Origin of the sequence: Bacillus sp. bc15, from assembly GCF_900142585.1 — a bacterium.
GTDB classification, from domain to species: domain Bacteria; phylum Bacillota; class Bacilli; order Bacillales; family Bacillaceae_G; genus Bacillus_A; species Bacillus_A cereus.
In genome coordinates, this window is record NZ_FRBJ01000003.1 from 22,242 (window position 1) to 37,589 (window position 15,348).

The window sequence follows — 15,348 nt, forward strand, 5'->3', positions numbered from 1 at the left end:
ACTATAACGAATGACAACATATGAAGTCAAAGAAGACTTATCGCCTTTTTATTATCCCTTTCGACACTGCCATATTAACTTCTACAAAGTGTCAAACTAGATACTTCCCTTGCCCCTCTTTCATATAACAAACTTCCGATTTGCCTAACTGTAATTCCAGTCGTATACACATCATCAACGAGTAAAATATGTTGCCCAGAAAACATCTCTTCTCCCTGAAAATAAAAAGGATTGCTTCCTGACACCCTTTCTTTACGTGTCTTCTTACTTTGCTTTTCTGTTTCCCTTCTTCTTAATGATGGATAAGAAATTTTGACAGGTAAACAAGTTGCTAATAACTCAGCTTGATTAAAACCACGTTCAACTTCCCTTTCCTTACTAAGCGGAACAGCGATAACGGTTGAAACATTAGCAAAATACTTTTGAAATAAACTTCGAAAAGGACGATAAAAAATGCGCACTAACTCTGCATCCCCCCGAAACTTAAACTGCGCTACTATTTCTTTCATCTCATCATCATACATATATAACGAACGGTTTTTAAAAGAACGATACTTCGCCTCTTTCATCCACCTTAGACAATCTATACAAATACCGTCTTCTTGAAATGAGGCAGGAACATATTCTAAAGGCCGCCCACACTCCATGCAAATTTCTCCTATAATATAGGAAAGTTTCTGCTCACATCTATCACATATATATTTTCTATGACACTTTACAAAAAAATTGTACCAACTAACCGTTTCTACAAAACACTCATCACAAAGTAAACAATGCATTAATCGATCAATCCTTGTTCTTTCGCATTTTTATTCATACCTTGAATATGTTTTTTCGCGCGCACCATCGCCTCTGTCTTACCATAGTGAAAATAAACGACCTCTCCATACGGTGCTTCAAAGCTCCGCCCTGCTCGGCCCGCAATTTGTACGAGTGCACTTTCTGAGAATATTTCTTCTTCCGCCCCTAAAACCGCTACTTGCAAATTTTTTACTGTTACGCCTCGCTCTAAAATTGTCGTTGTAACTAATAATGGGATTTCTCCTTTTCTGAAAGCCGCTACTTTTTCTTTTCTACCCGGATCTTCTGCATGTACACCTTCAATTCGCTTGTTTAATGACTTTAACAACAGGCTTATCTCTTCTATATATCGCACATGGGGAACAAATAAAAAAATAGGATATTTTTTATTTAAGTACGTTTGTAACCACTGTAGTAAAACTCGAGGAATTCTTTTATGAATGAGGCTTTTTTTCCAATTCCCGCACCAACAAAATAAAGGAACTGGCAAAGGATGACGGTGATATCGTCCAGAAACAATAACACCTTTTTGTTCACCTCTTCTAACTTTTCGCTTCCACGTTTCATCTGGAGTCGCAGTTAAATAAATACGCGCCGCTCTTTCTTTCATCGCTTGTTTTACCGCGTACTGTAACATTTGATCTGCACAATATGGAAAAGCATCTATCTCATCTACAACCATGACATGAAACGCCCTATAGTAACGCAATAATTGATGCGTGGTTGCAACGACTAGTACTGCATCTTTTTCTTTATCCACACTCCCTCCATATAAAGCCGCTACCTTTATATATGGAAATACTTCTTGTAATCTCGGTGCTAATTCCAGAACAACATCCGTTCTCGGCGTTGCGATACAAACTCTTTCTCCTTTTTGAAGCGCTTCGTTAATACCGTAAAACAACATCTCTGTTTTCCCAGCCCCGCATACAGCCCAAATAAAAAATGATTCTTTTTGCTTAATAGCCTCTATAACTCCTTGTGCCGCCAGATTCTGACCAGTAGACAACTTCCCGTCCCACTGTAACAAATTTAAATTCTTTTCTCTCTTTCTTTCAGCAATCCCGCGAACAAGTACAGCACATTCACTTACCCTCCCCATCGTTATACACTTCCGGCAATATGTGCACACTTTACTGCACCTTTTACATAAAAACGACGCAAATAGCCGCTGTTCTATATTTCCACAACGCTGACATACATCTTTAGAAGCCTTCTTTTTTACACCTTGTACACACACGACCTCTCCCTTCTTTTTCAAATCATTTAATTCCCTCTGTAAATCTGAAGAAAGTTCGTCTAATAGCAACTGTTTCCCCGGTAGCATCGACAATCACCTCCAAGCACTACTATAAACCCTTCTTCAAATCCCGTAAAAACTCAAAAAAGCCGATAACCTACTTATAAAATAGTAAGCTATCGACTTTATACACGTTTTTTATTCTTTTATAAATCCTAGAATCGACCGTAACCTAAGAAATGTTTTTGGTTATATGAGCTGTTAATATCACCATACGCAATTCCTTTATCACTAGCATGAATCATTTGGCCATTACCAACGTAAATACCGATGTGAGATGGACCTGCTTTATAAGTACCTTGGAAGAATACTAAGTCTCCTGGTTGTGGGCTATCTACTTTAGAAACTGAGTTCCAGTAACCTCTAACGTCTTGACGACCTACACCAAAGATGTAAGAAATGAATCCACTACAATCAAAACCACCGTTTGATGGAGATGCACTTCCCCAAACATAAGGCATACCTAAGTATTGCTTTGCCTTACCAATTACGCCCGGAGCCGGATTTGGATCGGGTGTTGGTGTTGGCTTTTGCTCTTCTTTTTTAGGTGCTTCTTTCTTAGGCTCTTCTTTTTTTGGTTCTTCTTTTTTAGGCTCTTCTTTTTGAGCTTGTCCACCATTGTTTGCTGGTGCAGCTTGCTCTGCAGGTGCTTGTGCTGGCTGAGCTTGCTCTGCTTGTTTTTGAGCAGCAGCTTCTTGTGCAGCTTTTGCTTGTGCTTCTTCTTCTGCAATACGTTGTAATTGTAACGCTTGTTTTTCAAGCTCTTTCAATTGACCTTCTGTACTTGTCATTGTAGTTACAACTGTATCCATTTTACCGCTTAAATCGTTTACCGCTGTTGCTTTTTTCTCTTTTTCAGCGTCAAGTTCTTTCTTAGCAGTTTCAATTTGAGTTTGTGCTTCTTTTAATTCTTTTTGTTTCTCTTTTACCGTTGCAACATCTTTTTTCACACTAGCTTGGTCTTCTTGTTGTGTTTTCATGATATCTTCATCAGACTCAAGAATTTTAGAAACAGAAGTTAAACGATCAACTAAATCTGCAACGTTTTTAGAGTTTACAAGAACTTCTGTTACAACGTTCGTATTTGGCTGTTCTTGAAGTGCAACTAAACGCTTTCTTAATAAATCTTCACGTTTTGCAATCTTCGTTTGTAATTCTGCAATATCTTTATTTTTCTTTTCAATTAATTGCTCAGTATCAGAAACTTTTTTCGTTGTTTCATCAAGCTTTGCAGCATTCTCTTGAACAGACTTATCTAAACCTTGAATTGTTTTGTTTAAGTCATTCATTTGTTTTTGTAATTCATCACGTTCTTGTTGTTGTTTATGTAAAGTGTCATTTTGTGTATTAATTTGTGATTTCACGTCAGAAATTTTATCTTCTGCAAATACATTTGGTGTTAGCCCTGAAAACATTAACCCTGCAACTAATGCGCAAGATGCCATTTTTAGCTTTTTCATTTTATTTTTTACACCGCTTTCTTTTTTCTTTTTCCGTATATAACCTATAAAATTTATACCATAATTCGGGATTTTTTTTGCTAATGTTACGTTTTTGTAAAACAAATGTAATATTATATGTAGCTCTAGCGCAAAATTCGTATATTTTTGTATGTGTGTGTAGAAATTTATATACTTTTCTTACTTCTATAAACAAAGAAAAAACGTAAGGAATCCCTTACGTTTTATTAAATATACGAATACAAATGAAATGCTACTTCATCCATTTCTCAGCCCAATTTTGGACCTCATCCATAACACTTTCTAACGCTTTCCCCTTGTCAGTTAAGCCATACTCGATTCGAACTGGTACTTCTGGATAGACATTACGAACTACAATGCCCTCGCTTTCCAATTCCTTCAAACGCTCTGACAACATACGATCGCTCATATTTGGGATAATATCTGCGATTTCTCTAAAACGTTTCGACTCTTCAAGCAAAGATTTAATAATTAAGCCAGTCCACTTCTTACTAAGCAGAGTAAAAGCTGACTCAAACTTTGGACATAAACAAGAATTATGCTCCATATGTTTCACCTCTCTTCTATTATAATATAGTTTCTTGTAAAAAGTAAGTTATAAAACTTTCCTCATTATTTTATTTTACGTACATTTTACCATTTCCAAATATTAACTTGTCAACTAAACGTAACATACCCGTAAAAAAACCCTCTTAAAAAGAGAGCTTTTTATATCTTTATTACTTCGTATACCATCCAAGACCTAATGCACCTTCACCTAAGTGCGTACCAATTACAGCTCCAAAATAACCTGTACGAATTGTGACGTGAGGATATTTTGCTTCTAATTCTTTCTTCCATTCATTCGCTTCCTCTTCACGTTGCGCATGAATGATAACTGCTTCCATAGGTACACCTTTACTTGCTTGCTCATCAAAAATTTCAATGATACGTTTTAATGCTTTTTTACGTGTACGAATCTTTTCAAACGGAATAATGATTTTATCTCTAAAATATAAAACTGGCTTCACTTGTAACAGACTGCCGATGAAAGCTTGCGCGCTATTTAATCGACCACCACGTTGTAAATGATGTAAATCATCAACTACAAAATAGGCGTCCATCGTTTTCTTCATTTCATCAAAACGAGCAATAATCTCTTTTGGACTCTTTCCTTCACTTGCTAACCTTGCACCTTCACGCACATAAAATCCTTGTACTTCACAACTAATTTCAGAGTCATACGTGTATACATCAATACCCTCTACCATCTGTCCAGCTGTCGTTGATGTTTGATATGTACCACTAATTCCACTTGATAGGTGAATACTAATAACTGCATCATAATCTTTAGCTAGTTCTTCATATAGCTCAACAAACTTTCCGATTGCTGGTTGAGAAGTTTTTGGAAGTTCCTCTTGTTCACGTACTTTCACATAAAAATCATCTGCTGAAATTTCAGCTTCTTCTTGATAAGATTCTGTTCCAAACACAACGTTTAATGGAATCATATATATATTGAGTTCATCACGGATTTGCTTCGGTATATATGCTGTACTATCAGTAACAATAGCTATTTTCATTTTCGTACCTGCCTTATAAAAAGTTTTATTTCCTAATTTTACACGAAAACTACAAATGGTGCATCCATACAGGGAAATGCCGGTTGAAATTATACTCACCATCTCGACAAATTACAACAAAAAGATAAAATACTCACCAAAAACTTCAGCCTATTTAGAAAAAATGTTTGAATATAAAAAGGCTCGCTTTTAAAATGGAAAGTACTAGTCATTTTGATAGATAGGGGCGTATACAATTGCTATTACAATATTTAACAATCAAAGACTACGGCGAACACGAAATCGTCATTCAAAAATCAAGATTTATTTGTTATATTAGCCGAGCAACGACTGAGGAAGAGGCTCAAGAATTTATACAAAAAATAAAAAAACAGCATTGGAATGCAACACATAATTGTTCCGCTTATTTAATTGGCGAACAAGATCATATTCAAAAAGCAAATGATGACGGCGAGCCTAGCGGTACAGCTGGCGTACCAATGCTAGAAGTACTAAAAAAACGTGGGCTAAAAGATACCGTCGTTGTCGTAACACGCTATTTTGGTGGCATTAAACTTGGCGCAGGTGGATTAATTCGTGCATATGGAAAGTGTACAAGCGAAGGCATTAATCATGTCGGTGTTGTCCAGCGAAAACTAATGCGTGTGATGCAAACCGAGATTGATTACACATTACTTGGCAAAGTAGAAAATGAATTACGTAATTCAAAATATGCCATTAAAGATATACATTATCTAGAAAGTGTCACATTTGATACTTATGTAGAAGAAGACGGCAAACAAGCATTTACAAATTGGATGATTGAATTAACAAACGGGAAATGTACAATTACAGAAGGAGATATGTTGTACTTAGAACAAGATGTTATCTAAGCATAACTCTTTTATCACCTTCAAAGATTAATGTAGTGAATTACTTCCCTACAAATGAACTAACGAACTAAGGAGATTATATATGGAAGAACGTTATTATCATCTCCAAAATAGCAGAATAAAAAAGAAGCGCAGAAGGAAACTTTTCTTCTTCCTTATTTTCGCATTTTTATTTGGCAGCATAGGAGTTTATGTGTTAAATTCTTACTCTTCTCTTATGGGGATGTATAGTGGTTTTACTCGTGAAAAATCGGATTTAAGAAACAAAGATGTAGAAATTACAAAGGAACCTTTTACAATTCTCATTATGGGTATAGAAGATTATGCGACAGACGGTCAAAATGGTCGTACAGACTCATTAATGTTTGCAACAGTCAATCCGAAAACTCAAAAGATTTCACTTATGAGTATTCCTCGTGATTCTCGAGTTAAAATTGTTGGTAAAAATAAGGAAGACAAAATTAACGCTGCCCATGCTTACGGCGGAGAAGAAATGGCAATCAAAACTGTCGAAGGCTTTCTAAAAGTTCCTGTAGACCATTATCTTAAAATTGATTTCCAAGGTTTTAAAGGTATCGTTGATGCTGTCGGCGGCGTTACGGTTGACGTACCCTTCGATTTCTGGGAGCGCTCTGACGTAGATTACTACAAAAAAATTCAATTTAAGCAAGGACAGCAAAACTTAAACGGTGAAGAAGCACTTGCTTACGTCCGTATGCGAAAACAAGATCCAAATGGCGATTATGGTCGAGCTGCTAGACAAAGACAATTACTAGCCGCTGTTGCCCAAAAGTTAAACTCCACCTCTACTGTATTTAAAATTAAAGATTTAACAGCTGTCGTTGGAAAATATATAAAAACCGACATTCCTATTTCAGACGGACTTGCTCTTTACAATAAACTTTCTGGATTTGATCCTTCTACAATGCAAACGTTAAAGCTTGAAGGCGAAGACAAAAAGATAGGCGGTATTTATTACTTCCTTCCAGATCCAATCAGTGTAGAAACGGTGCGTAACGAAATTGAAAAAGAATTAGGGGAAAAAGCAAAAAATCCAACTACAAAAAACAACTCAAATCCTGATTCAAATTCAAGTTCTAATTCTAACGAACAAGCAAAAAAAGAAACAAACCAAAATAAAACACCAACTGATCCGCCACCTTCTACAAATGCTCATGCAGAGTGGATTATGCGCAATCAGCCGTAACAAAAAGGCCCAATCTATCCGATTGGGCCTTTTTTATTTACTTATTAAAGTGTTGTAAAATTGCTTCTACAATGCGCTCTGATGCACGACCATCACCGTAAGGGTTAGATGCTTTCGCCATCTTATCATGAGCTTCTTTATCTGATAACAACTCATCTGCAAGACCAAAGATTGTCTCTTCGTCTGTTCCTGCTAATTTCAGCGTACCTGCTTCAATACCTTCAGGGCGCTCTGTTGTATCACGAAGAACAAGAACTGGTACCCCAAGTGATGGAGCTTCTTCTTGTACACCGCCAGAATCCGTTAACATTAAGTATGAACGAGCTGCAACATTGTGGAAATCAATTACATCTAGCGGCTCAATTAAATGAATACGATTATGTTCACCTAAAATTTCATTTGCTATTTCACGAACAACAGGGTTCATATGAACAGGGTACACAACTTGTACATCTTCATGCTTATCAACAAGACGCTTAATTGCACGGAACATATTACGCATAGGTTCACCTAAGTTTTCACGACGGTGAGCTGTCATAAGTACAAGACGATCATTTCCAAGTTTCTCTAGTACAGGATGACTATATGTTTCTTTAACAGTCGTTTGTAGCGCGTCAATCGCTGTATTTCCTGTGATGAAAATACGTGACTCATCTTTATTTTCCTTCTGTAAGTTCGTTGCTGATTTTGCTGTTGGTGAGAAATGAAGATCCGCCATTACGCCTGTTAATTGACGATTCATCTCTTCTGGGTATGGAGAATACTTATCCCACGTACGAAGGCCCGCCTCAACATGACCTACTGGAATTTGATTATAAAAAGCAGCTAAGCTTGCAATAAATGTTGTTGTTGTATCACCATGTACAAGTACAATATCCGGCTTCGCTTCTTTCATTACTTTATCCAAACCTTCTAAACCGCGCGTTGTAACATCAATTAAAGTTTGGCGGTCTTTCATGATATTTAAATCGAAATCTGGCGTAATTCCAAAGATATTTAATACTTGATCTAACATTTGGCGATGCTGTGCTGTTACAGTCACAATCGATTCAATTTTTTCTGGGTGTTTTTGCAACTCTAATACAAGAGGTGCCATTTTAATTGCTTCTGGACGTGTCCCGAAAATTGTCATTACTTTTAAACGTTCAGTCATATGATTGCCTCTTTTCTTTCACTATTTACAGCTTCTATTATGACATATAAAAATATGGATGAGTACATCCCTTTTTAACGCATAATAGAAACATGTCTATTACAAATACTTCTTCTGCCAACTGAATAATAATCTATCTTTTGTTTCTTAACATCTTCATCAGTATAACAATTTCTCCCATCAAATAAAATAGGCTCTCTCATAAGTTGTACGTACTTTTCTAACGGATAAGTTTGAATATTTTCCCATTCTGTTACGATAAAAGCCGCACTCGCATCTCGAATCGATTCATCTATACATCTACTATATTGTATAGCATCTCCAAATATATTTTTCACATATTGAATTGCTTTTGGGTCGTACAGAACAATATCTGCACCTATATTAAGTAATGCTTCTATTATAATAAGAGATGATGCCTCTCTAATATCATCCGTATTCGGTTTAAAGGATGCGCCAAGAACTGCAATCCGCTTTTTATTCATGTTAATAACTTTTTTCGCTTTTTCAATCAATAGCAGCTGTTGCTTATTATTTACTTCAATGACCGCTTTTAACAAACGAAAATCATGAGCAACATTTCCCGCAATTTGCACCAGTGCTTTCGTATCTTTCGGGAAACACGATCCCCCGTATCCAATGCCCGCATTTAAAAAAGATGCACCAATTCTCTTATCCATTCCCATCCCTTTGGCAACATCCAATACATTTGCGCCTATCTTCTCACATATATTTGAAATTTCATTAATGAAACTAATCTTTGTAGCTAAAAAGGCATTCGATGCGTATTTAATCATCTCTGCACTTTTAATATCTGTAACATACGTTTCTAAGCATAATTGGCTATACAAACTCTCTACTCTTCTTGCTACTTCCTCACTATCCGCTCCAATTACAATACGATCTCCATGAAAGAAATCATAAATACCTGAACCTTCACGCAAAAACTCTGGATTCGATACGATATGTACTGTATGCCTCCCTTTTAAATTCCCCTCAATCCATTCCTTCATTACATCATTTGTACCTACTGGAACTGTACTTTTCGTAACAACAATAATATCGTTCTTCGCATATAATCCAATATCTTTACAAGCACTCTGAATATACGTTAAATCCGCCGTCCCATCTAATAAAGATGGTGTTCCAACTGCAATAAATATAAACTCTACATCATCAAATGCCTCTTCTTTATTTGATGTAAAAGTTAAAGCGTTATTCTCATATGCATAATTTATTAATTCATGTAATCTAACCTCATAAATAGGTAAATCCCCTTGTTTTATCCGTTCAATTTTTTCATCATCTATATCAAAACATGTAACTGAATGCCCCAACTTTGCCAATCCTACTCCTGTAATCAATCCAACATATCCAGTACCTATTATCGTAATTTTCATTTCCTTTTCGCACAGGAATTTACAATAGAAAAGATATGAAATACAGAATTCTCCCTGTGCTTCCCCCTCTCACATTAAAAATGAGAAAACCCTTTTCCTTCTTCATTATATGAATTACTTCCCTCATTCTTTTTAAAGTTTTTGTAAAATTAAATGCACTATAATATAAAGTGAAACTTTAATCAGTGGGGCTTTTACGGGCAGTTGGTCCCCACCTAACTTCTTTGCTTCGCTGAATTTTGAGGTGGGGGTCTTACTGCCCGTTAATGCGGGATAAAGTAAAACTTTAATTAGTAGGAATGGGGCTACTAGTTGACGCGAGATAAATTCCCACATTTTAACATGAAACTTACTCATTTCTACGTGTAACACTTATAATACTGAACTAAAAGTATTCACTATCGAAGAAAAAAGGAAATGTCATATTCCAAAGTCCAGTACGATTAACCTTCTCATATGATGCAACATTCTATATACAATTGTCATATATTCTATCCGCTTCCATTAACCGTAAAGAGAAAAAAAGATTGAATTCTAATCTTTTTGTGATACCATATGTTATGAGCCTGTAAATAAACATCATAATTTTCAGATAAATATATTTTCAAAAAAAAAAATTACGTTAGAATATAAAGGGTGGGGTATTAATGGACTCACAAGTGATTTATGCCATTTTGGCATCTTTCATCACTGTACTCGTCGTTACTCCTTTAGTTATTAAATTAGCTTTTAAAATAGGAGCGACAGATAAGCCAAACGCACGTAAAGTGCACCAAAAGATTATGCCACGTCTTGGCGGGTTAGCAATATTTATTGGTGTAGCTGTAGGATTTGTTGTCGGCGGCTTATATGAGCAAAGAATGTTATCGATAACACTAGGTGCGATTATCATTGTAATCATCGGAATTTTAGATGATATGTACGAGTTATCTGCGAAAGTAAAATTCGGTGGACAACTGTTAGTTGCCATTATGATTGTAAAAAGTGGATTATTAGTGCAAGTATTATATATCCCATTCCTTGGGGATACTGAACTTGGATGGCTTGCTTATCCAATTACAGTATTTTGGCTTGTAGGTATTACGAATGCAATCAACTTAATTGACGGCTTAGATGGATTATCTGCTGGTATTTCATCTATCGTACTTGCAACGCTAGCATATATGGCCTTCACTAGCCCATGGGGTACTGGAACAGCTATTATCTTGCCACTCGCATTAATTATATTAGCAAGTACAATTGGATTTTTATTCTTCAACTTCCATCCAGCAAAAATTTTCATGGGAGATACAGGAGCACTATTTTTAGGATACTGTATTTCTGTTATATCGTTACTTGGATTATACAAAAGTGTAACGTTATTCAGTTTTATCGTTCCAATTATCATTTTAGGTGTACCTATATTTGATACGATATTTGCAATCATCCGTCGTATCGTAAATAAAAAACCTATTTCAGCACCAGATAAATCGCATTTACATCACCGCTTACTTGCAATGGGATTCTCTCATCGTAAAACGGTACTAATTATATACGCATTCGGTATTTTCTTTAGTGTAAATGCCATTATTTTCACTAGTGCAACGTTATGGTTATCCATTATTCTTCTTTTCGCTTTGATTTTCTTCACAGAAATCATTGCTGAAATAATCGGTCTTGTACATGAACGTTACAAACCACTTATTTCCTTTTATAAAAAAGTGAAAAAACGCGAAGACTAATTGTAGTATAGCCTTTACCATTATGAAATATTCAAATAGCATCCTTTAGGATGCTATTTTTTATTCCTTATTTTATATTTCCAAAATATAGATTGTTTGAGAGTTCCTCTATTGGAGAAAGATATACATAATAAGAAAAGTATCAAGTTTTTTTACATCTTGATTGTCAAACTGAGGGTGAATGTTATGATCAAGCGAGTATTTCAATGTATTATTTTATTCTTAACAATTACTATGTACGCATCATCTAATACTGAAGCAACAACCGTTATTCCTGCTGAACATCATCCAAATACTGAAACAACTTCTCCTACACAAAAAATTGCGTACTTAACATTTGATGACGGTCCAAACAAATATACTACACAAATTTTAAACATCTTAAAAGAAAAGAACGGAAAAGCAACTTTCTTTGTTATTGGCGGAAAAGTGCCGCATTACAGAAAAACGATGCAACGATTAATTAAAGAAGGACATTATATCGGGCTCCATAGCATGTCACATGATGTAAAACGCCTTTACACTGGTGACCCTTCCACTTTAATTGCAGAAATGGAACAAACACAAAGCATTGTCCAGCAAGTTACGAAATTAAATACACATCTCGTTCGCGTTCCATATGGTAGTATGCCTTACTTAAAAAAGAATTACCGTGACGCACTTGTATCAGCCCAGTATAAAATGTGGGATTGGACGATCGATACTTATGACTGGAAAAGCTATGATAATCCTTCTGCCATACTCGAAAGAGTGCGTAATCAAAGTGATGAACAAGTCGAAGTTATTTTAATGCATGATTCGAGTGTGACCGTACAAATACTGCCAAAAGTAATTGATTATTTACAGTCACAAGGATACAAACTTCTTCCCTATAATCCATCTTCTCATCTCGAAGTAAATTTTTGGAAAGACACAAGATTGTAACAGCTTTAGTACTTCTAGACTAAAGCTGTTTTATTTTTCTCTTCCCACCCTTCCCATTTTTGTGTAAACTTTTAAATAGTGATGAAGTTTCGAGGTGAATGGAAATGAAACGAATAGATCTCATTTTTAATGTAATACAAGAAGGAAATTATACAGAAGGTGTAACCGCATCAGAACTCGCTACATTTCTACAACTAGATCGCGCCAATGTAAGTAGCGACTTAAACAAACTTGTAAAAGATAAACGGTTATTAAAAACAAATACGCGACCTGTTCGTTTTTACATAGAAACGAACACTTCGTTGGAAACGCATTCAAAAGACATAACTTCATTAGATACATTTGCAATTGAAAATACGAGCCTTAAAATCGCAATTGAAAAAGCGAAAGCTTCTATTCTCTACCCTCCAAACGGTATGCATACTTTACTACTGGGAGAAACAGGGGTCGGAAAGTCTATGTTTGCTTCTTTAATGCACGAATATGCAATTGAAGTTGAACAGCTTCCCAAAAATGCACCATTTATCGTCTTTAACTGTGCTGATTACGCAAACAATCCACAACTACTACTTGGACAGTTATTTGGGATTAAAAAAGGAGCTTACACAGGAGCAAGTGATCAAAAAGGGTTAATTGAAAAAGCACATGAAGGAATTCTTTTCTTAGATGAAGTACATCGCCTACCTCCAGAGGGACAAGAAATGCTTTTCACCTTTATTGACCGCGGAGTGTACCGCCGCCTTGGAGAAACAGAGAACGAACGTAAAGCACAAGTATTAATCATTACTGCAACAACAGAAGAACCAAATTCCTTTTTATTAAAAACATTTACAAGACGTATACCGATGACTGTTACGCTGCCACCACTTCGTGAGCGTACACATAAAGAGCGCTTTGCTTTACTACAGCTATTTTTCACAAATGAAGCAATTCGTCTGCGAAAAGACATTCACGTTAGCCCAAATGCAATGCGTGCTTTCGTCTTTTACAATTGTCCCAATAACATTGGTCAATTAAAAACAGATGTTCAAATTGCCTGTGCGAAAGCCTATTCTGATTTGGTCACAAAGAAACGTGATTCTGTCTATGTTTCAAGTACAGATTTACCTTGGTATATGAAAGAAGGGTTGTTCATTGAAAGGAAGAGCCGTCACTTATACCAAATACCAAATGAAACATTTGTATTTACAGGTGAGGAAGGTTGGAGTAATCATAAAACAGAAGATGAAAAACGATCTTCTATTTACGATTATATTGACTATAAATACGAAGAACTTCAAGCACGTGGTATTGAAGAGGAAGAATTAGAATTACTAATAGAAAATGATGTTCAAAGCTTTTTCGTACAATATTTTAACCAAATATCAAAAAAAACAAGCCATGAAAATGTTTTTAAAATTGTGGATCGTAATATCGTTTCCGTATGTGAAAAAATAGCGGAACTTGCTGAAAAGCATTTATCTAAGACGTTTGATGAAAAAGTATTTCTTGCTTTAAGTTTACATGTACAGACAACTCTACAACGTTTACAAAGCGGAAAACAAATACATCACCCACAATTAAATCAAATTCGTACGAAATATAAAGAAGCTTTTTCCGTAGCTATGCAATGCATTCAACTACTGGAGGAAGAATTACAAATAACAATGCCTATTGATGAAGCTGGCTTTTTAACAATGTTCTTCGTTGTTGATCCAATTCCTGCCTCACAAACCGAAGTAAAAGTATTAATATTAGCACACGGTAATGGCATCGCAACTGAAATGGCAAACGTTGCAAACGAACTTCTCGGCATTGAGGAAGTAACCGGTATTGATATGCCGTTACACGAATCACCGAAAGATTTCTTAGAGCGTGTGAAAGTTTATATGAAAACACTCCAAAATGTAAATGGGCTTCTTTTACTTGTTGATATGGGGTCACTTGCTTATATCGGTGACATATTAGAAACGGAATTCAAAATTCCTGTACGTGTTCTCTCGATGACGAGCACACCACATGCACTAGAAGCAGCTCGAAAAGCTCAGCTCGGTTATTCATTAGATGCGCTATATGAAACAGTAAAAAATTTAACACCGTTTTACTTAAACGTACAAGAAGAAAAGAAAAAACCTCTCTCTCCAATGAAATCTGTTATTTTAACAGCTTGTTTAACTGGTGAAGGAAGTGCTTTAGCTATTCAAAAAATGTTAGAGAACTATTTACGATTTGATAAAGACTTAATTGAAATTATTCCGATTAGTATCGTCCATGAAAAAGATTTAACGAAAATGATCGAGAACATAAAAAAAGAGCGTAACATCATTTGTATCGTTACGAATTTCGATGTGCAAGTACCATGCTTAACATATCATTTCCAAGACATCGTAAACTACACAGCGATTCAGCCCATTCAAGAATTAATTACGTATGAAGAAACATATGCAAAAATGGCGGATATTCTTGAACAACAAATGCAACGTAACGATGGGGCATTACTGATCAAAACAATTCGTTACGCATTAAATACAATCCAAGAATTAATTTCCTTACAGCTAACTCCTGATAGCTTAATGGGTGTTATTCTGCATATGAGCTGTATGGTTGACCGTCTCCAAAAAGGAGAAAGCCTTCTCCCTCATCCTGATAAGGAGAAAAGGAGACAAGATGAATACTGGATGTATATGAAAGTAAAAAAAGCATTGCAACCAATTGAAAATACATTTGAAATACAAATACCAGATGACGAAGTATTTTACGTTATGGACTTCTTTATTAAAAATCAACCTGTTAAAAATTAATCGAGGCAGTTTTTAAAAATATCGACCGTAACGCGAGTTATATCAGCGATTATTGAAATATATCGGCGCAACTCAGATTATATCAGCGATTTTCAAAATATATCGATTTACCGACAATAATCGCTAAAACTGGCACCTTATATAATG

The 15,348-nt window shown here is 35.6% G+C and carries 12 protein-coding genes; 5 read left to right on the forward strand and 7 right to left on the reverse strand.

Annotated features, from left to right (window positions below; all coding sequences use genetic code 11):
• Positions 1 to 74 precede the first annotated feature (74 nt).
• From BUA87_RS13925 to BUA87_RS13945, 5 genes are all read right to left on the reverse strand, one after another.
• Positions 75 to 779 (reverse strand): ComF family protein, encoded by a 705-nt coding sequence (locus BUA87_RS13925; protein WP_071713846.1) that lies wholly within the window; start codon positions 777 to 779, stop codon positions 75 to 77.
• Positions 779 to 2,128: an ATP-dependent helicase ComFA gene (gene comFA / locus BUA87_RS13930; RefSeq protein ID WP_065229564.1), complete on the reverse strand. Its 1,350-nt coding sequence runs from the start codon at positions 2,126 to 2,128 to the stop codon at positions 779 to 781. The genes BUA87_RS13925 and comFA overlap by 1 nt, the downstream gene beginning before the upstream one ends.
• Before the next feature lie 128 nt (positions 2,129 to 2,256).
• On the reverse strand, positions 2,257 to 3,666 hold the full coding sequence (locus BUA87_RS13935) for a C40 family peptidase (RefSeq protein ID WP_072940012.1): 1,410 nt from the start codon (positions 3,664 to 3,666) through the stop codon (positions 2,257 to 2,259).
• A gap of 148 nt (positions 3,667 to 3,814) precedes the next feature.
• Positions 3,815 to 4,129 (reverse strand): winged helix-turn-helix transcriptional regulator, encoded by a 315-nt coding sequence (locus tag BUA87_RS13940; protein ID WP_000400857.1) that lies wholly within the window; start codon positions 4,127 to 4,129, stop codon positions 3,815 to 3,817.
• Positions 4,130 to 4,301: 172 nt separating this feature from the next.
• On the reverse strand, positions 4,302 to 5,144 hold the full coding sequence (locus BUA87_RS13945; protein ID WP_000684727.1) for a DegV family protein: 843 nt from the start codon (positions 5,142 to 5,144) through the stop codon (positions 4,302 to 4,304).
• A gap of 236 nt (positions 5,145 to 5,380) precedes the next feature.
• On the opposite strand from BUA87_RS13945, the gene BUA87_RS13950 reads away from it, so the two are divergent.
• Both BUA87_RS13950 and BUA87_RS13955 read left to right on the forward strand, forming a co-directional pair.
• Positions 5,381 to 6,016: a YigZ family protein gene (locus BUA87_RS13950; RefSeq protein WP_071713849.1), complete on the forward strand. Its 636-nt coding sequence runs from the start codon at positions 5,381 to 5,383 to the stop codon at positions 6,014 to 6,016.
• An 82-nt stretch (positions 6,017 to 6,098) separates the two neighbouring features.
• Complete coding sequence (locus BUA87_RS13955) at positions 6,099 to 7,223, forward strand: LCP family protein (protein WP_000392800.1); 1,125 nt, start codon at positions 6,099 to 6,101, stop codon at positions 7,221 to 7,223.
• A 37-nt stretch (positions 7,224 to 7,260) separates the two neighbouring features.
• Here BUA87_RS13955 and wecB read toward each other — a convergent pair whose 3' ends face one another.
• The gene (gene wecB, locus BUA87_RS13960) at positions 7,261 to 8,376 is read right to left on the reverse strand and encodes a non-hydrolyzing UDP-N-acetylglucosamine 2-epimerase (RefSeq protein WP_000140121.1); all 1,116 of its coding nucleotides are present in this window, start codon (positions 8,374 to 8,376) and stop codon (positions 7,261 to 7,263) included.
• Positions 8,377 to 8,450: 74 nt separating this feature from the next.
• Positions 8,451 to 9,776 (reverse strand): UDP-glucose dehydrogenase family protein, encoded by a 1,326-nt coding sequence (locus BUA87_RS13965; RefSeq protein ID WP_065229565.1) that lies wholly within the window; start codon positions 9,774 to 9,776, stop codon positions 8,451 to 8,453.
• 647 nt (positions 9,777 to 10,423) lie between these two features.
• On the opposite strand from BUA87_RS13965, the gene BUA87_RS13975 reads away from it, so the two are divergent.
• The 3 genes from BUA87_RS13975 to BUA87_RS13985 all read left to right on the forward strand — a co-directional run bounded on the left by BUA87_RS13975 (position 10,424) and on the right by BUA87_RS13985 (position 15,201).
• Positions 10,424 to 11,497: a glycosyltransferase family 4 protein gene (locus BUA87_RS13975; RefSeq protein WP_000378306.1), complete on the forward strand. Its 1,074-nt coding sequence runs from the start codon at positions 10,424 to 10,426 to the stop codon at positions 11,495 to 11,497.
• 186 nt (positions 11,498 to 11,683) lie between these two features.
• Positions 11,684 to 12,421: a polysaccharide deacetylase family protein gene (locus tag BUA87_RS13980; protein ID WP_016513232.1), complete on the forward strand. Its 738-nt coding sequence runs from the start codon at positions 11,684 to 11,686 to the stop codon at positions 12,419 to 12,421.
• 104 nt (positions 12,422 to 12,525) lie between these two features.
• Positions 12,526 to 15,201 (forward strand): sigma-54-dependent transcriptional regulator, encoded by a 2,676-nt coding sequence (locus BUA87_RS13985; RefSeq protein ID WP_072940015.1) that lies wholly within the window; start codon positions 12,526 to 12,528, stop codon positions 15,199 to 15,201.
• Positions 15,202 to 15,348 lie beyond the last annotated feature (147 nt).

Coding starts and splice junctions, on each gene's coding strand:
- BUA87_RS13925 (WP_071713846.1), bottom strand. CDS start 779: ATGCATTGTTTACTTTGTGATGAGTGTTTTGTAGAAACGGTTAGTTGG.
- comFA (WP_065229564.1), bottom strand. CDS start 2,128: ATGCTACCGGGGAAACAGTTGCTATTAGACGAACTTTCTTCAGATTTA.
- BUA87_RS13940 (WP_000400857.1), bottom strand. CDS start 4,129: ATGGAGCATAATTCTTGTTTATGTCCAAAGTTTGAGTCAGCTTTTACT.
- BUA87_RS13945 (WP_000684727.1), bottom strand. CDS start 5,144: ATGAAAATAGCTATTGTTACTGATAGTACAGCATATATACCGAAGCAA.
- BUA87_RS13955 (WP_000392800.1), top strand. CDS start 6,099: ATGGAAGAACGTTATTATCATCTCCAAAATAGCAGAATAAAAAAGAAG.
- wecB (WP_000140121.1), bottom strand. CDS start 8,376: ATGACTGAACGTTTAAAAGTAATGACAATTTTCGGGACACGTCCAGAA.
- BUA87_RS13965 (WP_065229565.1), bottom strand. CDS start 9,776: ATGAAAATTACGATAATAGGTACTGGATATGTTGGATTGATTACAGGA.
- BUA87_RS13975 (WP_000378306.1), top strand. CDS start 10,424: ATGGACTCACAAGTGATTTATGCCATTTTGGCATCTTTCATCACTGTA.
- BUA87_RS13980 (WP_016513232.1), top strand. CDS start 11,684: ATGATCAAGCGAGTATTTCAATGTATTATTTTATTCTTAACAATTACT.
- BUA87_RS13985 (WP_072940015.1), top strand. CDS start 12,526: ATGAAACGAATAGATCTCATTTTTAATGTAATACAAGAAGGAAATTAT.